The following is a 22,925-nucleotide window of genomic DNA, read 5'->3' on the forward strand; positions in this document are numbered from 1 at the left end:
TGCGGGTACAGCCTAACGAACGCGCACGGCTACTGTCGCATCACGCAAAGCCGCGCGCATCGCGTTAGAGGGAGTCTCCAAAAGCGCGCAGCCGGGAGGCCGCCGCGGCGATCCGCTCGTCGGTCGCCGTGAGCGACAGCCGCACGTGCTCGGGGAAGGAGTCGCCGTAGAAGTGCCCGGGCCCGGCGAGGATGCCGAGGTCGGCCAGCCGGCCGATGCTCTCCCAGGCGTCGCGGCCCTCGGTCGCCCAGAGGTACAGGCCGGCCTCGCTGTGGTCGATGCGGAACCCGGCGGCCTCGAGGGCCGGACGCAGCAGCTCGCGGCGCGCGCGGTAGCGCTCGCGCTGCTGCGCGACGTGCTCGTCGTCGCCCAGTGCGGCGACCATCGCGGCCTGCAGCGGGGACGGCAGCATGAGCCCGGCGTGCTTGCGCACGTTGGTCAGCCTCCCGACCACCGTGCGGCACCCCGCGACGAACGCGGCGCGGTAGCCGGCGAGGTTCGACTGCTTGCTCAGCGAGTACACGGCGAGGATGTTGCGGCGGTCGTCGCCGATCACGCGCGGGTCGAGGACGCTCGGGATGCGCTCCGCATCCCACGGGGCGTCCCACCCGAGCTCGGCGTAGCACTCGTCGCTCGCCAGGTAGGCCCCCAGCTCGCGGGCGCGGGCGACGGCGGCGCGGAGCTCCTCCACCGACAGCACCCGGCCGTCGGGGTTGCCCGGGCTGTTCAGCCAGATCAGGCGGGTGTTCTCGGGCCACTCGGCCGGGTCGTCACTGGCGAGGGCGTCCGCGCCGGCCATCGCCGCGCCGATCGCGTAGGTCGGGTAGGCGGCGCGCGGATGCACCACCACATCCCCCTCCCCCAGCCCGAGCAGGAACGGCAGGAACGCGACCAGCTCCTTGGAGCCGATGGTCGGCAGCACGTTGTCGACGGTGAGCCCGGGGACGCCGCGACGGCGCGCGAACCACTCGACGATCGCCTCGCGCAGAGCCGGCGTGCCGACGGTCTGCGGGTAGGCGTGCGCGTCGGTCGCCTCGGCCAGCGCCGTGCGGATCAGCTCGGGCGTCTCGTCCACGGGCGAGCCGATGGAGAGGTCGACGATCCCGTCGGCGTGCTCGCGGGCGCGGGCGGCGTACGGGGCCATCAGATCCCAGGGGTAGTCCGGGAGCTCCTTGAGGGCCACGTCAGTGCGCCTGGGGCGGCAGCGCGGCGATGACGGGGTGGTCCTTGGCGATCACGCCGACCTTGGCCGCGCCGCCGGGCGAGCCGATGTCGTCGAAGAACTCGACGTTGGCCTTGTAGTAGTCGGCCCACTCCTCGGGGAGGTCGTCCTCGTAGTAGATGGCCTCGACCGGGCAGACCGGCTCGCAGGCGCCGCAGTCCACGCACTCGTCCGGGTGGATGTAGAGCGACCGTTCACCCTCATAGATGCAGTCGACCGGGCATTCGTCGATGCAGGCGCGGTCTTTGACGTCCACGCACGGGAGGGCGATGACATAGGTCACGGTGTTTCTGTTCCCTTCGCGAGAGCTTCGAGAGCTACTCGACTAGCTTATTCCGAAACGCGGGTGACGGATTCCGCCGACGGCACCGGGGCGGGTGCGGGGGCGACGACAGCGGGGCGCGCGTCGCGGCGGCGCAGATCGGGCCACGCGATCACGACGGCGGCGATGAGCAGCGGAGCGACGAGCCAGATCTGGCCGGCCAGCGTGTTCGGGATGAGCACGGAGCCGCCGGGGCTCTGCTGCGTGAAGAGCAGGATGGTGGCGATCGCGCCGAGCGCCGCGAGGATCGCGGGGACGCGCGTCGAGGCGAGCAGCCGCAGACCGACCAGCAGCAGCGTGAACGCCAGCAGGGAGCCGATCAGGCCGAGGGGGATGCTCACACCCCAGGTGACGTCGATCTGGTGCGCCACCGTGCCCACCGCGCCGACCAGGATGCCGGCCAGCACGAGCAGGACGGCGTTGAGGATCCGGCTGAGCATTCTCGCATCTTATCTGGACAGATCGAGAGGGCAGGACGTACCCTCGATTCGGTAAGGTTAGCCTTACCAACCCCCTCCCCTCTCCCAGCAAGGTCCTCTGTGCTCGCGAACTACCTGATCGGCCTCCGCGAAGGCCTCGAGATGGCGCTCATCGTCACCATCCTCATCGCCTACGTCGTCAAGGTCGGCCGGAAGGACGTGCTCTCCAAGCTCTGGATCGGCGTCGGCATCGCCCTCGTCGTGCCGCTCGGGATCGGCGCCCTGCTGACCTGGGGCCCGTACGGGCTGAGCTTCCAGGCGCAGGAGATCGTCGGGGGCGGCCTCTCGGTCGTCGCCGTCGCCTTCGTGACCTGGATGATCTTCTGGATGGGCAAGACCGCCCGCTCGATGAAGTCGCTGCTGCACGAGAAGCTCGACTCCGTGCTCGTCGGCGCGGGCTGGGGCGTCGTCATCCTCGCCATGCTCAGCGTCGGGCGCGAGGGCATCGAGACCGCCCTGTTCGTCTGGGCGACGGTCGACAGCGTCGGCGGCGGCTGGGAGCCCTTCGTGGGCGCCCTGCTCGGCCTCCTGACCGCGGCCGTGCTCGGCTTCCTGCTCTACCGCGGCATGGTCCGCATCAACCTCGGGACGTTCTTCGCCTGGACGGGCGCGTTCCTCATCCTCGTCGCCGGCGGCGTGCTCGCCTACGGCATCGGCGACCTGCAGGAGGCCGGAGTGATCCCCGGCGCCGGCATCCACGCCTACGACATCAGCGCCGCCATCCCGGCGTCGAGCTGGTACGGCACGGTGCTCGCCGGCGCGGTCAACTTCAACCCGTCGCCGACCTGGTTGCAGGTCATCGCCTGGTTCGGCTACATCATCGTCGTCTCGTTCTTCTACGTTCGCGCCCAACGCACCGCGCACCGCAAGCCCGCGAAAGCGGAGGCGCCCGGGGCGACGAACAGCACGCCCGTGGCCTCCTGAGGCGCCCCGGAACCGCACCGCAGCACCGCACCACTCGCACACACTCCCCGCACCCCGAGAGAAAGCACAGCACTCCCATGGCTCGATACCGTCCGCTCGGCGTGATCGCCGGCAGCATCGCCGGCGCCGCCGCCCTCGCCGCCGCCCTGACGGGCTGCGTCCCGAACAAGGCCACCGCCGAGGCCGAGGCGATCGCGGTGACCCTGAACGACGACAGCTGCACCGTGTCGGCCGCGTCCGCGCCGTCGGGGCCGGTGACCTTCCAGGTGACCAACAAGGGCTCCGACGTCAACGAGTTCGAGGTGCTCGCGAAGGACAAGCTCCGGATCGCGGGCGAGAAGGAGAACATCGGGCCCGGCACGACCGTCAACTACGTCGTGCAGCTCGCCGAGGGCGACTACTTCACCGCCTGCAAGAAGGGCATGGTCGGCAGCCCGACCTCCGTCACCGCGTTCAGCGTGAGCAAGGGCGCCGCCGACACGAAGTCCGCGAGCGAGAGCAAGCAGGTCGCGCAGGCGGTCACCAACTACACGAGCTACGTCAAGGACCAGGCCGGCCAGCTCCTCACCGCCACGAAGGCGTTCGCCGCCTCGTACGAGAGCGGCGACGACGCGGCCGCGCAGGCGCAGTACCCCGCCGCGCGCATGTTCTACGAGCGCATCGAGCCGACCGCCGAGCAGTTCGGCGACATCGACCCCGCACTCGACCTCCGCGAGGCCGACCTCGAGCAGGGCCAGAACTGGACCGGCTGGCACCGCATCGAGAAGGACCTCTGGGCCCCCGCCGGCTTCACCCCCTCCGACGCCGCCGGACGCAAGCAGCTCGGCGACCAGCTCGTGGCCGACACCCAGAAGCTCTACGACCTGGTCTACGCCAAGGACTTCACCCTCACCCTCGACCAGATCTCCAACGGCGCCAGCGGCCTGATGGAGGAGGTCTCCCGCAGCAAGATCACCGGCGAGGAGGAGACCTTCTCGCACACCGACCTGTGGGACTTCAAAGCGAACGTGGAGGGCGCCGAGGTCGCGTACGGAACCGTCCGTGACATCCTGTTGGAGAAGGGCAGCACCGGAACGAGCACTGCGAAGAAGCTCGACGCGGAGTTCGCCGCGATCGACAAGCTGCTCGCCCAGTACACCTCGGGCGACGGCTACGTCAGCTACACCCAGCTCACCACCGAGCAGGTGAAGGAGCTCTCGGACGAGGTCAACGCCCTCAGCGAGCCGCTGAGCCAGCTGACGTCGATCCTCGTCAAGTAGGAGGCGCGTGAGCGAGGAAACACCGGCCGAGCGCCCGGAGCCCACCGAGGACCCCGGGCGCTCCGGCCTGTCGCGGCGCGGCCTGCTCGGTCTCGCCGGGCTGGGCGTCGGTGCCGGAGTCGTCGGATTCGGTGCCGGCATCGCCGTCGACCGCGCGGTCACGGGCACGCAGGCCGCGGCCGCCGTCCATCCCTTCTACGGCGAGCACCAGTCGGGCATCACCACCGCCGTCCAGGACCGCCTGCACTTCGCCGCCTTCGACGTGAACCCGGGTCTCGATCGCGAGGGTCTGATCGACCTGCTACGGGACTGGACCGTCGCGGCGGCGCGGATGACGCAGGGCAAGCCGGCCGGCAAGTACGGCCCCGCCTCCGGTCCGGCCGACCAGCCGCCGGACGACACCGGGGAGGCGCTGGACCTGCCGCCGGGCGGCCTCACCCTCACCTTCGGCTTCGGCCCGACGCTGTTCACCACCGCGGACGGTCAGGACCGCTTCGGGATCGCCGCCAAGCGGCCGGCGGCGCTGGTCGACCTCCCCCACTTCCCGGGGGACGCGCTGATGGACGCGATCAGCGGAGGCGACCTCTGCATCCAGGCGTGCAGCGACGACCCGCAGATCGCCGTCCACGCGATCCGCAACCTGTCGCGCATCGCCTTCGGCCGCGCGTCGATCCGGTGGTCGCAGCTCGGCTTCGGCCGCACCTCCTCCACCTCCCGCAGCCAGGTCACCTCCCGCAACCTGTTCGGCTTCAAGGACGGCACCGCGAACATCAAGTCGGAGGACCAGACGGTCGTCGAGGACCAGGTGTGGGCGTCCGGTTCGGACGGCGCCGCGTGGATGGCCGGCGGCTCGTACCTCGTCGCCCGAAAGATCCGCATGGTCATCGAGACCTGGGACCGGCAGCAGCTCGGCGAGCAGGAGCGCATCGTCGGCCGCGACAAGGGCGAGGGCGCTCCCCTCTCCGGCGGCACCGAGTTCAGCGACCCGAACTTCCTGGCGCTCGCTCCCGACGGCGGCACGAAGATCGACCCGGACTCGCACGTCCGGCTGGCACACCCGACGATGAACGACGGCGCGCAGCTGCTGCGCCGCGGCTACAACTTCGTCGACGGCAACGACGACCTCGGCCGCCTCAACGCCGGGCTGTTCTTCATCGCGTTCCAGCGGGATCCCCGCAAACAGTTCATCCCCATCCAGTCGCGGCTGGCGCGCAGCGACCTGATGAACGAGTACCTCAAGCACGTCGGCTCCGGCATCTTCGCCGTCCCGCCGGGCGCGAAGGAGGGGTCGTACGTGGGGGCCGGGCTCTTCGCGTAGCGGTCGCCACATTCGTGCCGAATGCGCACAAAAGGGAGGGGATTCGCCACATTCGTGACGAATCCCCTCCCTTTTACGGAGCGGTGAGGCTCAGGCGTCCTGGCGCTTGAGGCGCGCGGCGGCGCGGCCGCGGGCGGTGGCGTCGAGCTCGACCTTGCGGATGCGCACGGCCTCCGGGGTCACCTCCACGCACTCGTCCTCGCGGGCGAACTCCAGGCACTCCTCGAGCGTCAGCTGACGCGAGGGCGTCATCGACTCGAAGTTGTCGGCCGTCGACTGACGCATGTTGGTCAGCTTCTTCTCCTTGGTGATGTTCACGTCCATGTCGTCGGCGCGCGAGTTCTCACCGATGACCATGCCCTCGTAGACCTCCTCGGTGGGGTTCACGAAGAAGGTCATGCGCTCCTGGAGCGCGATGATGGCGAACGGGGTGACCACACCGGCGCGGTCGGCCACGATGGAGCCGTTGCTGCGGGTGACGATCTGGCCGGCCCACTCGTCGTAGCCCTGCGAGATCGCGTTCGCGATGCCGGTGCCGCGGGTGGTGGTCAGGAACTCGGTGCGGAAGCCGATCAGGCCGCGCGACGGGACGATGAACTCCATGCGGACCCAGCCGGTGCCGTGGTTCGCCATGTTCTCCATGCGGCCCTTGCGGGCGGCGAGCAGCTGAGTGATCGCGCCGAGGTACTCCTCGGGGGCGTCGATCGTGAGGTGCTCGTACGGCTCCTGCAGCTTGCCGTCGACGCGCTTGGTGACCACCTGCGGCTTGCCGACGGTGAGCTCGTAGCCCTCGCGACGCATCTGCTCGACGAGGATGGCGAGCGCGAGCTCGCCGCGGCCCTGCACCTCCCACGCGTCGGGACGGCCGATGTCGAGCACGCGGAGCGAGACGTTACCGATCAGCTCGCGGTCGAGGCGGTCCTTCACCATGCGGGCGGTGAGCTTGTGGCCCTTGATCTTGCCGACCAGCGGCGACGTGTTCGTGCCGATGGTCATGGAGATCGCGGGCTCGTCGACGTGGATGGCCGGGAGGGCGCGCACGTCGTCCGGGTCGGCGAGGGTGTCGCCGATCATGATGTCGGCGAAGCCGGCGACGGCGACGATGTCACCGGGGCCCGCGCTCTCGGCCGGGTAGCGGTCGAGCGCCTTCGTGATCATCAGCTCGGTGACGCGCACGTTGTGCACATCGCCGTCGTGACGGACCCACGCGACGGTCTGGCCCTTCTTCAGGGTGCCGTTGAAGATACGGAGCAGCGCGAGACGGCCGAGGAACGGCGACGCGTCGAGGTTGGTGACGTGGGCCTGCAGCGGCGCCTCGGGGTCGTAGCTCGGCGCCGGGATGTGCTCGAGGATCGCCTCGAACAGCGGCTCGAGGTCGTCGTTGTCGGGCAGCTCGCCGTTCGCGGGCTGGTTGCGGCTGGCGGCGCCGGCGCGGCCGGACGCGTAGACGACGGGCACGTCGAGGATGGCGTCCAGGTCGAGGTCGGGGACGTCGTCGGCGAGGTCGCTCGCGAGACCGAGCAGCAGGTCCTGGCTCTCGCTCACGACCTCCTCGATGCGGGCGTCGCCGCGGTCGGTCTTGTTGACCGCGAGGATGACGGGGAGCTTCGCCTCGAGCGCCTTGCGCAGCACGAAGCGGGTCTGCGGCAGCGGGCCCTCGCTCGAGTCGACGAGCAGCACGACGCCGTCGACCATGGACAGACCGCGCTCGACCTCGCCGCCGAAGTCGGCGTGGCCCGGGGTGTCGATCACGTTGATGGTGATCGGACCGTTGGTGGCGTGCTTGCCCTTGTACGAGATCGCCGTGTTCTTGGCGAGGATCGTGATGCCCTTCTCACGCTCCAGCTCGTTGGAGTCCATCGCACGCTCTTCGACGTGCTCGTGGTCACCGAACGAGTTCGTCTGGCGCAGCATGGCATCGACCAGCGTGGTCTTGCCGTGGTCGACGTGGGCCACGATCGCGACGTTGCGCAGATCGTCGCGGTGGGCGACGGCGTTCTCGGACATGCGTGAAGGCTCGACTCTCGTCAGGTGGTTTTCGGGGAACGGTCCATTCTATCCCCATCGACTACCACAGAACGCCGCACGCACATGAACGGGAGGGCAATTGCTCACGCTCCCAGCTGAATCGTCGCCCCCGGAGGCCCCGCAAACGCAGAAGGGCCCGTACGGCGCAACGCCGACGGGCCCTTCTGACGAACGCTACTTCTCGTCCGAGCCGGCCGAGAGGATCTGCGCGCGCAGTTCGCGGCGTTCGCGTTGCACGTCGGGGTCGGGAAGCGGCACCGCGGCGATCAGGCGCTGGGTGTACGGGTCCTGCGGGTTGCGGAGGATCTCGTCGCGCGTGCCCACCTCGGCAAGCCGGCCGTGGTGCATCACGGCGATGCGGTCGGCCAGGATGTCGATGACCGCGAGGTCGTGGGTGATGAACAAGCACGCGAACTGGAACTCGGCCTGCAGCGCCTTGAGCAGCTCCAGCACCTTGGCCTGCACCGAGACGTCGAGCGCGGAGGTCGGCTCGTCGGCGATGAGCAGGTCGGGGCGCAGCGACAGGGCGCGGGCGATGCCGACGCGCTGCTTCTGGCCGCCCGACAGCTCGTGCGGGTAGCGGCTGTAGTAGGAGTGCGGCAGCTCGACCGACGAGAGCAGGCTCTTCACCTCGCGCTCGAGGCCGCGTCCGGACGCCTTCTTGGCCAGCAGGAGCGGCTCGCCGATCGACTGGCCGATCGTCATGCGCGGGTTCAGCGACGACGCCGGGTCCTGGAAGACGATCCCCGCGTTCTTGTGCACCTGACGCACCAGGCTGCGGGTGGGCCGCGACAGGTCCGTCCCGACCACGTTCAGGGTGCCGCTCGTGATCGGGAGGAGGCCGATGGCCGCCCGGCCGAGCGTGGTCTTGCCGGACCCGGACTCGCCGACGAGGCCCATGACCTCGCCGGCGTGCACCGTGAGGTCGACGCCGTCGATGGCGCGGAACGCCTTGACCCGGCCTCGGCCGGGGTACTCGATCACGACGTCGGAGAACTGGAGCACCGCGGGACGCGAGGCCAGCTCCTCGGCGATCTCGTGGGCCTCCTGCAGCGCCTCCTCGTTCACGGCGATCTGGCGGAGGACGTCCTCGCTGACCTCCACGTCCGCACCGCTGGCGGCGATGAGGGAGGCGGTCACGTCGATCGCGTCGTCGCCCGAGCCGGTGCCGAGGTGCGGCACGGCCTCGAGCAGGGCCTTCGTGTACGGGTGCTTCGGCGCGCGGAAGATCTCCTGCGTGGTGCCCTGCTCCACGATCTCACCGTGGCGCATGACCGCGACGTGGTCGGCGAGGTCGGCGACCACGCCCATGTCGTGGGTGATCAGCAGCACGGCGCTGTCGAGCTTGTCGCTCAGGTTGCGGATGAGGTCGAGGATCTCGGCCTGCACGGTCACATCGAGCGCGGTCGTCGGCTCGTCGGCGATGAGCAGTCCGGGGTCGCAGGCGATCGACTGCGCGATCATCGCACGCTGCCGCTGACCGCCCGAGAGCTGGTGCGGGTAGGAGTTGAACGCCTTCTCCGGGTCGGGCATCTCCACCATGCCGAGGAGGACGATCGCCCGCTCCCTGGCCTCGTGCGGCGAGATCCCGAAGTGGATGCGCAGCGTCTCGACGATCTGGAAGCCGACCGTCAGCACGGGGTTCAGGGCCGTCATCGGCTCCTGGAAGATGACGGCGACCTCCTTGCCCCGGATGCCGCGCATCTGCTGCTTGGAGAGGTCGCGGAGCTCGCGGCCGTTGAGCTTGATGCTGCCGCTCACGCGGCTGTTGCCCGGGAGGAGGTCGAGCACGGACATCGAGCTGACGCTCTTGCCCGAACCGGACTCGCCCACGAGGGCCATGACCTCGCCGCGGCGGATGCGGTAGCCGAGGTCGCGCACGGCGGGCACCCAGTAGCCGTCGACGGCGAAGTCGACGTTGAGGCCCTCGACTTCGAGAACGGGCAGATCTTCGGTCACTGTAGCCATCAGCTAGCAACCCTTTCCCGGCTCAGTCGAGCCGCAGGTGACACAAGTGAGTTGGGGCTGCGAAACAGGTCTGCCACGATTGGACCATGGCAGAGTTCGGAACCCGGGTCGTCTTCGTTTCCACGTTCAATCGCGGACTGGCGATCACCGCCTGGGCGCTCGACGCCTTCGCCCTGGTGAGCTACATCGCCGTGCACGCGAGCCTGCGGCAGCCGCTGGTGCTGGTCCCGGTCGCCTTCGTCGCGCTGGCGGCGTGGGCCGTCCTCTGGCGCCCCCGCCTCGTCGTGGACGACGACGGAACCGAGCTGCGGAACGTGTTCCGCACGGTGTTCATCCCGTGGGAGGCGCTGATCCAGGTGGATACCCGCCACGCTCTGACGCTGTTCACGCCGGGACGGCGATTCAGCGCCTGGGTGGCCCCCGCGCCCGGCCGGGCCGCGGCCTCGCGGGCCGCTCGTGCCGAGCGCCGTGGCAAGGTCGGCCCCGCGCCGACCCGCGACGACGGAACCGTGCGCCCGGGCGACCTGCTCGGCACCGACTCCGGCCAGGCCGCGTACCTGGTGCGCGACCGCTGGAGCGAGCTGCGCGACAGCGGCCGGCTGGAGCTGGGCGTCGCGGACACGGCCCCGGTGCGCATCCAGGTGCACGTGTGGCTGAGCGCCGCGCTGCTCGTGCTGCTGGTGGCCAGCTTCTTCGTGCTTCTGGGCTGAGCCCGCCATGGCTGCTGCGGCGGTCATGATCCGGCCGCTCGACCGGCCGACGCGGTCTCGGCCGGCTCGTCCGGCTCGGGCACCGGCTGATCCTTGGTGTGGCGCAGGCTGAATCGCTGCTGACGCGGGTCGAAGGCCTCGCGCAGACCGTCACCGATGAAGTTCACGCAGAGCGCGAGCAGCACGATGAACACGGCGGGCCACCAGAACAGCCACGGGCGCGTGGTGAACGCGCTCTGGTTCGAGCTGATGAGCAGGCCGAGCGACGAGTCCGGCGACTTGATGCCGAAGCCGAGGTAGCTGATCGCGGTCTCGAGCAGGATCGCCGAGGCGATCAGCAGGGTCGAGCTCACGATGATGACGCCGATCGCGTTCGGCAGGATGTGGCGGAAGATGATGCGGATGTCCGACGCGCCCGCGACGCGGGCCGCCTCGACGAACTCGCGTTCGCGCAGCGCCAGGAACTCGGAGCGAACGAGTCGCGCGATCACCATCCACGACACGAGGCCGAGCAGCAGCGCGAGCACGAAGGCGTTCAGGCCGTTGGCGGTCTGGCCGACGATCACGCCGATGACGAGCACCGGGATCACGATGAAGATGTCGGTGATGCGCATCAGGACCGAGTCCACCCAGCCGCGGAAGTAGCCGGCGAGAGCGCCGACCACGACACCGATGACGGTGGCGAACAGGCCGATGACGATCATGACGAGGACGGAGTTCTGGATGCCGCGCATCGTCAGCGCGAAGTAGTCCTTGCCGATGCGGTCCTGGCCGAACGGGTGCTCGCCGAGGCTGAACGGCCACAGCGTCAGAGTGGGAGCGCCCTGGTTGAGCTGCGCGTTCAGCTGGCGGTACGAGTAGTGCCACCAGCCCGGGATGGGGCCGAGGCCGATCGCGGAGATCGAGAAGATCAGGATCAGCAGGAAGATGATGATGGCTGCGACGGCCACCTTGTTCTTCATGAAGCGCCGGAAGATGATCCGGCCCTGGCTCTCGCCGCGCGCGCCGTCCCCGGCGTCCGCCGTCTCGAGGTCGCGGCCGAGGTTCGGTTCCGGCAGATTGCCCTGAAGGGTGCTCATCGAGCCACCTCCTCCTTCATGGTCGCGAAGACCGTCATTGCCGTCCTCATCGCACACGCACCCGGGGGTCGAGCACCGAGTAGGTGAGGTCGGCGAGGAAATTGAACACGATGGCCGTGATCGCGATCACCAGGAAGTACCCCATGACGGGGTTCACATCGGTGCGGAACAGGCCCGTGATGAACAGCTGGCCCATGCCGCTGATGCCGAAGACGTTCTCGGTGATCACCGCGCCACCGAGCAGCGCACCGATGTCGGTGGCGACGAGGGTGGTGATCGGGATCAGCATGTTGCGGAAGGCGTGGCGCACGACCACAGTGCGCTCCGGGAGGCCCTTGGCCCGCGCCGTGCGGACGTAGTCCTGGTTGAGCACCTCGAGCATGCCGGAGCGCGCGTACCGGGTGTAGCCGGCGAAGCTGATCGCCAGGAGGCTCAGCGTCGGCAGCAGCAGGTGGGTGAACGAGTCGAGGCTCGTGATCCAGACGTCGCCCTCGAGACCGGGGGTCTGCGACCCCACGGTGGCGATCGGGCGGCCGTTCGTGATGTCGAGGTAGGCGGGCCACGAGCGCATGAGGCGGTCGATGACGATGACGCCCGACGTGAAGAACGCCGTGATGGCGCCGATCCGCATCATCAGGCCGCGGTCGTAGCCGCCGACGAAGAAGCCGACGAGCAGGCCGACCACGATCGCGACGACGCCCAGGATGACCAGGGTCGCGAGCGAGGACACGTTGAGGAGCCCCTGGAGCGAGAAGTAGCAGATGATCGCGACGACGACGTTGATGCCCGCCGTGAGCCACGCCTTGCGGTTGTTCAGTCCGGCGAGCAGCGCGACGACCGCCAGGCCGATCGCGACGCAGAACACGATGACGACCACCGGGCCGAGGGAGGGCTTGAGGAACCAGTCCGTCGCCGACATGTAGGCCAGGATCCCAGCCGTCAGCACCGCAGCGATAAGGAACACGATGCCGCGCCGGCCCCAGGTGCCTCCGGTGATCAGCTGGACGATCAATCCGACGATCACCGCTATCAGGATCAGCGAGGGTATCCCGATGACGGGGTCCGCCAGGAAGTTGTTGTAGCCGATGGCCACGAACGTCTTCAGGAGCACGGCCACGAGGAAGGCCGGCAGGGAGAACAGGAAGAAGCTCACCAGGGTGATCGAGTAGTCGAAGCCCGAGTAGGCGCGGAGCGCCGTGACGATGCCGAGCGCGACGCCGAGGATGACGGCGAGCACGAAGGCGAGCACGACGAGCTGCAGCGTGGCCGCCATGGCCTGCGGGAGCAGCTGGGCGACCGACTGGTTCTGGAAGGTCGTGCCGAGGTCGCAGGCGCCGCCGAGCGGGACGATGCATCGTGCGACACCGCCGAGCCACAGCAGCCAGCGCACGGGAGACGGCAGATCGAGGTGCTGAGCGTGCACGCGCGCGTCGATGAGCGCCTGCTTGTTCGGCGACGAACTGCCTTGAAGGTCTTGGAGGGGGTTCCCCGAGCCTGCGGTCAGGACATACATGATGAACGACGCGGCGACGAGGATCAGGATCGAGACGCCAACGCGTCTCGCAATAAAACTCACCATAGAAAACGAGCACCTCAGGCTAGCGTGGGCAGCCGTGACGGCCTGCCGCCCGGACAGGTGCTGTCCGGGCCGGCAGGCCATCGGTGACGGGTCGTCGAGTGGCCGCCCATGGATGGGGCGCCGGATCCAGGATCCGGCGCCCCGAGTGATTGAGTGATTCTAGCGTGTCCGGGAGGACGAGGTAGGTGTTACTTCTTCCAGTCCCAGACGTTCCAGAAGATGCCGTTCTGGCCACCGAAGTAGCCGATGCCCGTCACCTTGCTGGTGTTCGCGAAGAGGCCCGGCAGCTGGAACAGCGGGAGGCCGTACGCCTGCTCGAACGAGATCTTGTCGAGCTGCATCTTGATGTCCTGCAGCGCCGACGTGTCCAGCGTCACCTGCGACTTCACAGCAAGGTCACTCGCCTGCTGGTCGTTGAAGTTGTTGTAGTTGCTGCCGTTGCCGATCTGGAAGAGCTGCGGGAGCTGCGCGTTGCCGGCACCCGGGTTGGCCCAACCGAACAGCGACGCGTCGTAGTCGCCACCGGCGAGGAGCGAGCTCCACTGCGGCGAGCCACCGTCGACGACCTTGATGCCGGCCTTGGCGGCCGACGCCTGGATGGCCTGGAAGGAGTCGACACGGTTCGGGTTCTGCGAGTTGTACAGGATCTTCACCGTCGGCGTCTTGCCCGCGAGGAGCGTCTTCGCCTTGTCGATGTCGACCTTGTCGTAGGCCGAGGAGCCGTTCGCCTTGACCGACTCGTCGTAGCCGTCCTGACCGGGCAGGAAGATCTGCGAGTCGAGGACCTTCGCGTCCGGGTTGATCGGGGTGACGATCGAGTTCAGGATGTCCTGACGCGGAACGGTCAGCAGGAAGGCCTCGCGCACGGTCGGGTCGGTGAAGGTCGGCGACTTGAAGTTCAGGTCGAGGTGGTCGTAGGCGACCTGGCTGCCCTGCTCGAGCTTGATGCCCGAGGCCGCCTTGAGCGCCTTGACGGTGTCCGCGGACGCCTGCGGCTGGATCGCGTCGACCTCGCCGTTCTGGAGCGCGGTGACCTGAGCGTTCGCGTCAGCGATGAAGCGGACGACCAGCTTGCCGAACGAGACGGCGTGCTTGCCCTTGTACTCCGGGTTCGGGACGAGGGTCATCGACTGCTTCGGCGTCCAGGCGGTGACCATCAGCGGTCCGCCGGAGACGTAGAGCTTCTTGTCCTTCGGCAGCGAGGTGGTGTCGAAGCCCGTGTTCACGAACTTCGCCGCCTTCTCGAGGACGGGGTTGGCCGGCGCCGGGTTGTCCTTGTCACCCTTCGGGGTGTCCAGGATCGCCTTGCTCAGGTCCTTGGTGGTCGAGCCGATCTCCGCGGCCACGACGTGCGCGGGGAGCTGGATCGGGCTCATGATCTCCCAGTCCACGTAGGGCTGGTCGTAGGTGATCGTCATGCTCTTGTTGTCGCTGCTGACGGTCGGCAGGCCCGTCGAGAAGACGCAGCCGCTCGCCGTCGAGAAGTACTGCGTGCCCTTGGTGACGTTGCCCTGGTCGTCGGTGGTCGACGAGTCGTGGTAGCACGAGAGCTGGTCCCAGCCGAGGAGGAGGTCGTCGGCGGTCATCGCTGTCCCGTCCGACCACTTCGCGTCGCTGTTCAGCGTGTACTCGACCTTGAGCGGGTTGTCGCTCAGCTTCTTGTACGTGCCGAGGTCCGTGTTGTGGACGACCCGGTAGTTCTGGTCGAGGGTGTAGAACGTCGGCTGCGTCATGTAGTTGAGCATGCCGTTCATGTCGAGGTTGCCCTGCGGCGTGTTGTAGTTGAACGACGTGACCTCGTTCACCTGCGCCACAGTGACGGTCTTGCCCCCGGTGCCGCCCTCATTCGACGAGCCGCTCGTGGTGCAACCGGACAGAATCAGTCCGGCTGCAGCAGCGACAGCGACGGCCCCGACGACGGGGCGCAGCCGCGATCTGCGTGTCTTCAATGTTCCTCCTGTGCGAAGTGTGCGCAGCACGGGCATGCGAGAGTGCCCGGTCCGCGCTCGATAAGAATGACCCTAGGTAGCGCACGCCGCCAATGCAAAATGAGGCCCGGAAACGTTACACAGTGGTAACTCAGTCGGCGGATTGTTGCGCACTCTGCTCGAAAACGTCCGGAATGCATCGCCCGGCGCAGGATTTCAAGCGCTTGCGCCCGATTCGAGTGCTCTCAGACGCTCCGGGCCACTGCACGCCGGGTGGCTCGCCGCCTGGCAGGATGCACATATGAGCAGCGCACCGACCTGGTCCGGCGAGACCCCCGTGGAACGCACCGGGCGAGCCCGGCTGTGGTGGGAGATCGCCCTCGTCCTGGGGCTCTCGCTGGGGCAGTCCGCGATCTACTCGATCGTCGACATCATCGACAAGAGCACGCGCCCGCAGGCGCTCGCCGACCAGGTCGCGCAGGTCAACCCGTCGCAGTCGAGCCGCGAGCTCTTCGACTTCCTCTACCAGGTGCTCGGCAACCTGTTCCCGTTGTTCGCCGTGGCGCTGACGATCTTCCTGCTCTGGCAGCCGGCGCGCAGCGGCTTCCGGCGGATCGGCCTCGACGCGACCCGGCCCTGGGGCGATCTGGGACGCGGCGGGCTGCTGTTCCTGGTCATCGGCATCCCGGGCATCCTGTTCTTCGCCCTCACCCGGCTGCTCGGGATCACGGTGGAGGTCCAGGCGTCGTCCCTGACCACGCACTGGTGGACGGTGCCGGTGCTGGTCCTCGCGGCGCTGCGGGCCGGCCTCCAGGAGGAGGTCATCGTCGTCGGCTACCTCTTCACCCGGCTGCGTCAGCTCGGCTGGAGCCGCTGGTCGATCATCCTGGGCGCCGCCGTGCTCCGCGGCAGCTACCACCTCTACCAGGGCTTCGGGCCGTTCATCGGCAACGCGATCATGGGCGTCGTGTTCGGCTGGTGCTACACCCGCTGGGGCCGCGTCATGCCGCTCGTGGTGGCGCATGTCGTCATCGACATCGTGTCGTTCGTGGGGTATCCCCTCGCCGTCGCCTGGTGGCCGTCGATCTTCGCGTGAGACGGCGAATGCGGCCCCCCGGTACGACCGCGCCGCGTCGGACGACGGCGGACGTGCCGGGAGACCGCACTCGGTCAGCGGCGGGCAGGGCTCAGGAGAAGGCCTCCGGAGGCGGGCAGGCGCAGAACAGGTTGCGGTCGCCGTAGGCCTGGTCGATCCGGCGCACCGGCGGCCAGTACTTGCCGCGGACGAGACCCGGGACCGGGTAGACCGCCTGCTCGCGGGTGTACGGGTGGCTCCAGTCGGCGGTCACGACGGACTCGGCCGTGTGCGGCGCACCGCGCAGCGGGTTGTCGTCGGCCGGCCACGCACCGGCGGCGACCGCGTCGGCCTCCGCCTTGATCGCGATCATCGCGGTCACGAAGCGGTCGAGCTCGGCGAGGTCCTCGCTCTCGGTCGGCTCCACCATCAGGGTGCCGGCGACCGGGAACGACATCGTCGGGGCGTGGAAGCCGTAGTCGACGAGACGCTTGGCGACGTCGTCCACCGTGACGCCCGTGCGCTCGGTGAGCGGACGCAGGTCGAGGATGCACTCGTGCGCGACGAGCCCGGCGTCGCCGGAGTAGAGCACCGGGAAGTGGTCGCGCAGGCGGGCGGCGACGTAGTTGGCGGCGAGCACCGCGGCGCCGGTCGCGTCGCGGAGGCCCTCCGCGCCCATCATCCGCACGTAGGCCCAGCTGATCGGGAGGATGCTCGGGCTGCCGTACGGCGCAGCCGACACCGGGGCGCCGCCGTGCTCGACGCGTCCCCCGCCCGCGAGCGGGTGGGTCGCGTCCTGCGCGAGCGGGTGGCCGGGCAGGAACGGAGCGAGGTGCGCCTTCGCCGCGACCGGTCCGACGCCGGGACCGCCGCCGCCGTGCGGGATGCAGAACGTCTTGTGCAGGTTGAGGTGGCTGACGTCGCCGCCGAAGTCGCCGAACCGGGCGTAGCCGAGCAGCGCGTTGAGGTTGGCGCCGTCGACGTAGACCTGTCCCCCGGCCTCGTGGACCGCGGTGGTGATCGCGACGACCTCGTGCTCGTAGACGCCGTGCGTCGACGGGTAGGTGATCATGAGCGCGGCGAGGGCGTCGGCGTGCTCGGCGATCTTGGCCCGCAGGTCGTCGAGGTCGACGTTGCCGAGCTCGTCGGTCGCCACGACCACGACGCGCATGCCGGCGAGCACGGCCGAGGCCGCGTTGGTGCCGTGCGCGCTCTGCGGGATGAGGCAGACGGTGCGCTGGTCGTCGCCGCGCGAGCGGTGGTAGCCGCGGATGGCGAGCAGACCGGCGAGCTCGCCCTGGCTGCCCGCGTTCGGCTGCAGGGAGACCGTGTCGTAGCCGGTGACGTCGGCGAGCCAGGACTCCAGCTGGTCGATGAGCGCCAGCGACCCCTGCACGTCCGCCGCGGGGGCGAACGGGTGGAGGGCGGCGAACTCGGGCCAGGTGACGGCCTCCATCTCGGTGGCGGCGTTGAGCTTCATCGTGCACGACCCGAGCGGGATCATGCCGCGGTCGAGGGCGTAGTCGCGGTCCTGCAGCTGGCGCAGGTAGCGCATCATCGCGGTCTCGGAGTGATGGGTGTTGAACACCGGGTGCGTGAGGTAGGCGGAGGTGCGGGCGAGGGCGCCGTCGAAGGCGTCCTCGGCGGGGAGCACGAGCTCCGGCGTGCCCTGCAGGGTGCCGCCCAGCACCGCGACCAGGTCGGCGAGCGGGAAGTCGCCGTCGCGGAGGTCGGCGGCGACCTCCTCGTCCACGCTGAGCGAGACGAGGCCGGCGTCGGTGGCGTGCAGCAGCAGGCCGCGCTGGTGGGCGCGCTCCGCGACTGCCGCAGCATCGTCGACGGCGACCTGGAGGGTGTCGAAGTACGAGTTCGAGACGACGTCCACACCGGAGGCGCGCAGGAGGTCCGCGACCGCGGCGGTGGTCAGGTGCACCTGACGCCCGATCGCGCGCAGCCCCTGCGGGCCGTGGTAGACGGCGTACATGGCCGCCATGACGGCCAGGAGCACCTGCGCGGTGCAGATGTTCGACGTGGCCTTCTCGCGGCGGATGTGCTGCTCGCGGGTCTGCAGGGTCAGGCGGTAGGCGGGCTTGCCCACGGCGTCCTGCGAGACGCCGACGAGCCGGCCGGGCAGCTGGCGTTCGAGGCCCGAGCGCACGGCCATGTAGCCCGCGTGCGGACCGCCGAAGCCCATCGGGACGCCGAAGCGCTGGCTGGTGCCGACGGCGACGTCGGCCCCCAGCTCGCCCGGCGAGCGCAGCTGGGTCAGCGCGAGCAGGTCGGCGGCGACCACGACGACCGCGCCCGCGGACTTCGCCGCGGCGATGGCGCCCGCCGGGTCCCAGACGCGGCCCGAGGCACCCGGGTACTGCACGAACAGGCCGAAGGCGTCGGTCAGCTCCGGAGCGTCGGCCGGGGTGGCGGCCAGGTCGCGCACGACCAGCTCGATGCCGACGGCCTCCGCGCGGTTGCGGAGCAGGGCGAGCGTCTGCGGGAAGGTGTCCGCGTCCACGACGAACCGCGAGGAGGCGGCCTTGGAGGCGCGGCGCGCCAGCAGCATCCCCTCGACGACGGCGGTGCCCTCGTCGAGCATCGACGCGTTGGCGGTGTCGAGCCCGGTGAGGTCGGCGACCATGGTCTGGAAGTTGATCAGTGCCTCCAGGCGGCCCTGCGAGATCTCCGGCTGGTACGGCGTGTACGCCGTGTACCAGCCCGGGTTCTCGAGCACGTTGCGCTTGATCACCGCGGGGGTGATCGTGCCGTAGTAGCCGAGCCCGATGAGCGAGCGGTTGACCGTGTTGCGGGAGGCGATCGCGCGCAGCTCCCGGAGCGCGGCGCGCTCGCTCGCGGGCGACGGCAGGGCCGGCCGGTAGGCGGGATCGACGCGGATGCCCGCGGGGACGGCCGCCGCGACGACCTCCTCGACGGAGCCGTACGCGCGGGCGTGGGCGTCGCCGAGGGCGGACAGCATCGTGCGCTGCGCGTCGCCGTCGGTGCCGATGTGACGCGCCTGGAAGAGTTCAGTCATGTGCGGGGGTTCGCCTCACTCGCCCGTGAGGGCGGTGTACTCGTCGTAGCTGAGCAGGGTGGGGAGCTCGGTGAAGGAGACCTTCACCAGCCAGCCCTCGCCGAACGGGTCGCTGTTGACCAGCTCGGGGGCGTCGACGACGGCGTCGTTGACCTCGGCGACCGTGCCGTCGACCGGTGCGAAGAGCTCGCCGACCGACTTGGTGGACTCGATCTCGCCGACCACGCGGCCGGCGGCCACCGTGCTGCCGACGGCGGGCAGCTCGACGAACACGACGTCGCCCAGCTTCTCCGCCGCGTAGGCGGTGATGCCGACGGTCGCGACGTCGCCCTCGACGAGCAGCCACTCGTGCTCGGCGGTGTACTTGAGGTCCTGCTCTGCGGCCATGGTCAGTGCTTCTTTCTGCTGTAGAAGGGGAGGGCGGTGACGGTGAACGGGAGGCGGCTGCCGCGCACGTCGACGTGCAGCTCGGTGCCGGGACGGGCCAGACGCGGGTCGACGTAGGCCATCGCGATGGGGACGCCGACGGTCGGCGAGAGGGCGCCGGAGGTGACGACGCCGACGACCTCGTCCGCGCCGTCCGCACCGGGCACCACGACGGGGTAGCCGGCCCGCGCCGCGCGCTTGCCCTCCCCCATCAGCCCGACCAGGACGCGCGCCTCGGGGTGCGGGCCGTCCTCGCTGGCGGCGCGGCCGACGAAGTCGGTCTCCTTGGCGAGGTTGACCACGCGGCCGAGCCCGGCGGAGGCGGGCTTGGTGTCGAGGCCGAGCTCGTGGCCGTACAGCGGCATCCCGGCCTCCAGGCGCAGCGTGTCGCGGCTCGCGAGACCCGCGGGGACGAGGCCCTGCTCGGCCCCGGCCTCCAGCAGCGCGTCCCAGAGGGTGCGCGCCTCGTCCGGTGCGAGGTAGAGCTCGAAGCCGTCCTCGCCGGTGTAGCCGGTGCGCGCGATGAGCACCTGGTGGCCCTCGAACTCGGCGGGGATGCTCCAGTAGTACTTGAGCGCGGCGAGGCGCTCGCCGATGTCGCCGCCCTCGACGCTGAAGCCCGGAGTGGCGAGGAGGATGGAGAGGCTCGCGGGGCCCTGCACGGCGATGAGCGCGATGTCGTCGCTCTCGTCGTAGACCTCGACGTCGAACGGGGAGGTGCGGTCGCGGAGCTCCTCGGCGACGACCTCGCGGTTGCCCGCGTTGGCGACGACCATGTAGCGGTCCTCGCCCGTGCGGTAGACGACGAGGTCGTCGACGATGCCGCCGGCCCGGGACAGGAGGAGGGAGTACTTGGCCTGGTCGATCGCCAGGCTCGAGAGCTTGCCGGCGAGCGCGTAGTCGAGGGCGACCCCGGCCTCCGGGCCGATGAGCACGATCTCGCCCATGTGGGAAAGGTCGAAGAGCCCGGCGGCGCTGCGCACCGCGTGGTGCTCCGCCAGATCGCTCGAGTAGCGCACCGGCATCTGCCAGCCGGCGAAGTCGGTGAACGAGGCGCCGGCCGCGGCGTGGGCGTCGTGAAGGGGAGAGAGGCGGCCGCTCTGCTGCGGCGCGCTGTCCTGCGAGGTCATGAGTTCTCCGATCGCCGGCCGTCGGCCGGGGGCTGCAAGGAGCGGTCACCCGCCCCGGGAAGAACTCCCCCTCTGTCATCCGGCCTGAGAGCTTCACCGGCGCCGCCCGTCGCGGGCATCGCCGATTTTCACCTTGGGCGAGGACGGCGGTCGCCGTCCTGCTTTTCAGAGTGGCCAGTCCGATGCGGTACGCGTACCTGAGAGATTGTCGGGGAGGATTGCTCCTTCGGTGTCGCACGCACGCGCGCGACTCTCCCGCATCGACCTCGTCGGCCCTGTGTTCAGTTGATGGTCGTCAGCATAACGGAGTCCGCCGCGCGTCACCTCCTGTTCACCTCGGCTTGGCGTTCTGGTCCGCATGACACTAAGATGAAGCCACGTTAGAGTCACGATGACTTTTAGGGCACCATCCACCAGCCGGGAGCGGCCATGACGACGGAGCACACGAGAGCGAGCGCGATCCTCGCCGTCTCGACCGTGATCTTCGCCCTGCGCAAGGACGACGAGACGGGCGGCCTGCCGCAGGTCTGGCTCCCCCTGGTGCGCCGCATCCGCGAGCCGTTCGAGGGCCGCTGGGCGCTCCCCGGCGGACCGCTGCGCGGAGACGAGGACCTCGCGTTCGCCGCCGCCCGCACCCTGAACGACACGACCGGGCTGACGCCGCGCTACCTGGAGCAGCTGTACGCCTTCGGCGACACCTCCCGCTCCCCCGCCGGCGACCGTGTGGTCTCCATCGTCTACTGGGCGCTGGTCCGCTCCGACGAGGCCGAGCGCGCCAGCGTGGGCGAGAACGTCCGCTGGTTCCCCGCCGACGACCTCCCGCCGCTGGCCTTCGACCACCAGCTGATCGTCGAGTACGCGCTCTGGCGCCTCCACACCAAGATGGAGTACTCGCGCATCGCCCACGCCTTCCTCGGCGAGCGCTTCACCCTCGCCCAGCTGCGGGAGGTGCACGAGGCCGTGCTCGGCCGCGCCCTCGACCCCGCCAACTTCCGCCGCACCATCGAGGCCTCCGGGGCCGTGGTCGCGACGGACGAGTACCTCACCGGCACGCCCCACCGGCCGCCGCGCCTGTACCGGTACAACGACTCGATCGACCTCGCCGACGCGGGCCCCCTGCCGCGCCAGCAGCACCCATTCGGAGGAGAGAAATGACCACGATCGCCTCGGTCGACACGACCATCCAGCTCATCGCCAGCGGAGAGCTGGACGGCGCGACCTGCACCCCCGACCTCGTGGAGGCGCCGTGGAACTTCGACGCCGCGCCGCCCTCGTACGGCCCGGGCGCCTCCATGGCCGACCCCATCCCGGCGTTCACCCCGCGCCAGGGAGAGCTGCCCGAGGAGTACCGCACGGCGAGCGCCGACGAGCTGCACACGCGCATCCTCGACGCCAAGGCCGCGCTCGGCGACCGCGTCGCCGTGATGGGCCACTTCTACCAGCGCGACGAGGTCGTGCAGTTCGCCGACTTCGTGGGCGACTCGTTCCAGCTGGCCAACGCCGCCAAGGCGCGCCCGGAGGCCGAAGCCATCGTCTTCTGCGGCGTGCACTTCATGGCCGAGACGGCGGACATAGTGTCGCGGACTGACCAGCGCGTCATCCTCCCGAACCTCGCCGCCGGCTGCTCGATGGCCGACATGGCCGACCTCGACTCGGTGCAGGAGTGCTGGGAGCAGCTCGAGGAGCTGTACGGCACCGAGCCGGACGCCGAGGGGCGCGCGCCGGTCATCCCCGTGACGTACATGAACTCGTCGGCGGCGCTCAAGGCGTTCTGCGGCGAGCACGGCGGCATCGTCTGCACGTCGTCCAACGCGGCGACCGTGCTGGACTGGGCGTTCGAGCGCGGTCAGCGCGTCCTCTTCTTCCCGGACCAGCACCTCGGCCGCAACACCGCCAAGGCGATGGGCGTGCCGCTGGAGCAGATGCCGCTCTGGAACCCGCGCAAGGCCTGGGGCGGGACGGACGAGCAGACCCTGCAGGACGCCCGCGTCATCCTCTGGCACGGCTTCTGCTCGGTGCACAAGCGGTTCACGGTCGGCCAGATCGAGAACGCCCGCGCCGAGTTCCCCGGCGTGCGCGTGATCGTGCACCCCGAGTGCCCGATGGACGTCGTCGACGCTGCGGACGAGTACGGCTCGACCGACTACATCGTGAAGGCCATCCAGGCGGCGCCCGCCGGCTCGACGTTCGCGATCGGCACCGAGATCAACCTCGTCCAGCGGCTCGCCGCGCAGTTCCCGCAGCACACGATCTTCTGCCTCGACTCGGTCGTGTGCCCGTGCTCGACGATGTACCGCATCCACCCCGGCTACCTGGCCTGGGTGCTGGAGGGTCTGGTGCGCGGCGAGGTCTACAACCAGGTGAGCGTGCCGGCCGAGGTCGCCGAGCCCGCACGGGTGGCCCTCGAGCGCATGCTCGCCGCCCGGCCGGACACCACGATGGCGGCCTGA

General features: G+C 69.7%; 18 protein-coding genes and 1 riboswitch. Of the genes, 7 read left to right on the top strand and 11 right to left on the bottom strand.

Translation table 11 applies throughout. The annotated features are described in order from the left end of the window. Positions 1–64: 64 nt before the first annotated feature. The 3 genes from dapC to BGO91_RS08935 are packed head-to-tail and all read right to left on the bottom strand — an operon-like array spanning position 65 to position 1,984. Entirely contained in the window at positions 65–1,183 is a 1,119-nt protein-coding gene (gene dapC, locus BGO91_RS08925) for a succinyldiaminopimelate transaminase (protein WP_290472409.1), read from the bottom strand. A 1-nt stretch (position 1,184) separates the two neighbouring features. Further along, positions 1,185–1,505, bottom strand: a complete 321-nt coding sequence (gene fdxA, locus BGO91_RS08930; RefSeq protein ID WP_021762463.1) for a ferredoxin — start codon at positions 1,503–1,505, stop codon at positions 1,185–1,187. 47 nt (positions 1,506–1,552) lie between these two features. Further along, positions 1,553–1,984, bottom strand: a complete 432-nt coding sequence (locus tag BGO91_RS08935; RefSeq protein ID WP_290472410.1) for a hypothetical protein — start codon at positions 1,982–1,984, stop codon at positions 1,553–1,555. Between the two features lie 99 nt (positions 1,985–2,083). Here BGO91_RS08935 and efeU point away from each other — a divergent pair, with 99 nt between their 5' ends. The 3 genes from efeU (at position 2,084) to efeB (ending at position 5,524) form a co-directional block, all read left to right on the top strand. After that, positions 2,084–2,947, top strand: a complete 864-nt coding sequence (gene efeU / locus BGO91_RS08940; RefSeq protein ID WP_290472411.1) for an iron uptake transporter permease EfeU — start codon at positions 2,084–2,086, stop codon at positions 2,945–2,947. 77 nt (positions 2,948–3,024) lie between these two features. Then, complete coding sequence (gene efeO, locus BGO91_RS08945) at positions 3,025–4,206, top strand: iron uptake system protein EfeO (protein ID WP_290472412.1); 1,182 nt, start codon at positions 3,025–3,027, stop codon at positions 4,204–4,206. A 7-nt stretch (positions 4,207–4,213) separates the two neighbouring features. Then, positions 4,214–5,524 carry an iron uptake transporter deferrochelatase/peroxidase subunit gene (gene efeB / locus BGO91_RS08950; RefSeq protein ID WP_290472413.1) on the top strand — a complete coding sequence of 437 codons (1,311 nt, stop codon included), beginning with the start codon at positions 4,214–4,216 and terminating at the stop codon, positions 5,522–5,524. Between the two features lie 90 nt (positions 5,525–5,614). On the opposite strand, the gene typA is transcribed toward efeB, so the two are convergent. Together typA and BGO91_RS08960 are read right to left on the bottom strand one after the other, a co-directional pair. Continuing rightward, positions 5,615–7,531, bottom strand: a complete 1,917-nt coding sequence (typA, locus tag BGO91_RS08955) for a translational GTPase TypA (RefSeq protein WP_290472414.1) — start codon at positions 7,529–7,531, stop codon at positions 5,615–5,617. Between the two features lie 195 nt (positions 7,532–7,726). After that, positions 7,727–9,520: an ABC transporter ATP-binding protein gene (locus BGO91_RS08960; RefSeq protein ID WP_290472415.1), complete on the bottom strand. Its 1,794-nt coding sequence runs from the start codon at positions 9,518–9,520 to the stop codon at positions 7,727–7,729. Between the two features lie 86 nt (positions 9,521–9,606). On the opposite strand from BGO91_RS08960, the gene BGO91_RS08965 reads away from it, so the two are divergent. Then, positions 9,607–10,230, top strand: coding sequence for a PH domain-containing protein (locus BGO91_RS08965; RefSeq protein ID WP_290472416.1), 624 nt, complete (start codon positions 9,607–9,609; stop codon positions 10,228–10,230). A gap of 23 nt (positions 10,231–10,253) precedes the next feature. Here BGO91_RS08965 and BGO91_RS08970 read toward each other — a convergent pair whose 3' ends face one another. The 3 genes from BGO91_RS08970 to BGO91_RS08980 form a co-directional block, all read right to left on the bottom strand. Beyond that, positions 10,254–11,309, bottom strand: coding sequence for an ABC transporter permease (locus tag BGO91_RS08970; protein WP_290472417.1), 1,056 nt, complete (start codon positions 11,307–11,309; stop codon positions 10,254–10,256). A gap of 46 nt (positions 11,310–11,355) precedes the next feature. Further along, positions 11,356–12,888, bottom strand: a complete 1,533-nt coding sequence (locus BGO91_RS08975) for an ABC transporter permease (RefSeq protein WP_290472418.1) — start codon at positions 12,886–12,888, stop codon at positions 11,356–11,358. 188 nt (positions 12,889–13,076) lie between these two features. Continuing rightward, on the bottom strand, positions 13,077–14,837 hold the full coding sequence (locus BGO91_RS08980) for an ABC transporter family substrate-binding protein (RefSeq protein ID WP_290472419.1): 1,761 nt from the start codon (positions 14,835–14,837) through the stop codon (positions 13,077–13,079). A gap of 280 nt (positions 14,838–15,117) precedes the next feature. On the opposite strand from BGO91_RS08980, the gene BGO91_RS08985 reads away from it, so the two are divergent. Next, positions 15,118–15,912 (top strand): CPBP family intramembrane glutamic endopeptidase, encoded by a 795-nt coding sequence (locus BGO91_RS08985; RefSeq protein WP_290472420.1) that lies wholly within the window; start codon positions 15,118–15,120, stop codon positions 15,910–15,912. Positions 15,913–16,003: 91 nt separating this feature from the next. Here the strand turns inward: BGO91_RS08985 and gcvP are convergent, their stop codons facing one another. Genes gcvP through gcvT form a run of 3 tightly spaced genes read right to left on the bottom strand, consistent with a single transcriptional unit; the run spans position 16,004 to position 20,475 of the window. Then, positions 16,004–18,919 (bottom strand): aminomethyl-transferring glycine dehydrogenase, encoded by a 2,916-nt coding sequence (gcvP, locus tag BGO91_RS08990; protein ID WP_290472421.1) that lies wholly within the window; start codon positions 18,917–18,919, stop codon positions 16,004–16,006. Positions 18,920–18,934: 15 nt separating this feature from the next. After that, positions 18,935–19,306 (bottom strand): glycine cleavage system protein GcvH, encoded by a 372-nt coding sequence (gene gcvH, locus BGO91_RS08995; RefSeq protein ID WP_290472422.1) that lies wholly within the window; start codon positions 19,304–19,306, stop codon positions 18,935–18,937. 2 nt (positions 19,307–19,308) lie between these two features. Beyond that, complete coding sequence (gcvT, locus tag BGO91_RS09000) at positions 19,309–20,475, bottom strand: glycine cleavage system aminomethyltransferase GcvT (RefSeq protein ID WP_290472423.1); 1,167 nt, start codon at positions 20,473–20,475, stop codon at positions 19,309–19,311. A gap of 175 nt (positions 20,476–20,650) precedes the next feature. Then, a riboswitch (glycine riboswitch) is annotated at positions 20,651–20,743 on the bottom strand. A 161-nt stretch (positions 20,744–20,904) separates the two neighbouring features. On the opposite strand from gcvT, the gene BGO91_RS09005 reads away from it, so the two are divergent. Together BGO91_RS09005 and nadA are read left to right on the top strand one after the other, a co-directional pair. Continuing rightward, complete coding sequence (locus BGO91_RS09005) at positions 20,905–21,630, top strand: NUDIX domain-containing protein (RefSeq protein WP_290472424.1); 726 nt, start codon at positions 20,905–20,907, stop codon at positions 21,628–21,630. Further along, positions 21,627–22,925: a quinolinate synthase NadA gene (gene nadA, locus BGO91_RS09010; RefSeq protein ID WP_290472425.1), complete on the top strand. Its 1,299-nt coding sequence runs from the start codon at positions 21,627–21,629 to the stop codon at positions 22,923–22,925. Before BGO91_RS09005 ends, nadA begins: the two co-directional genes overlap by 4 nt.

The organism is Leifsonia sp. 71-9, assembly GCF_001898805.1.
GTDB lineage: Bacteria > Actinomycetota > Actinomycetes > Actinomycetales > Microbacteriaceae > Leifsonia.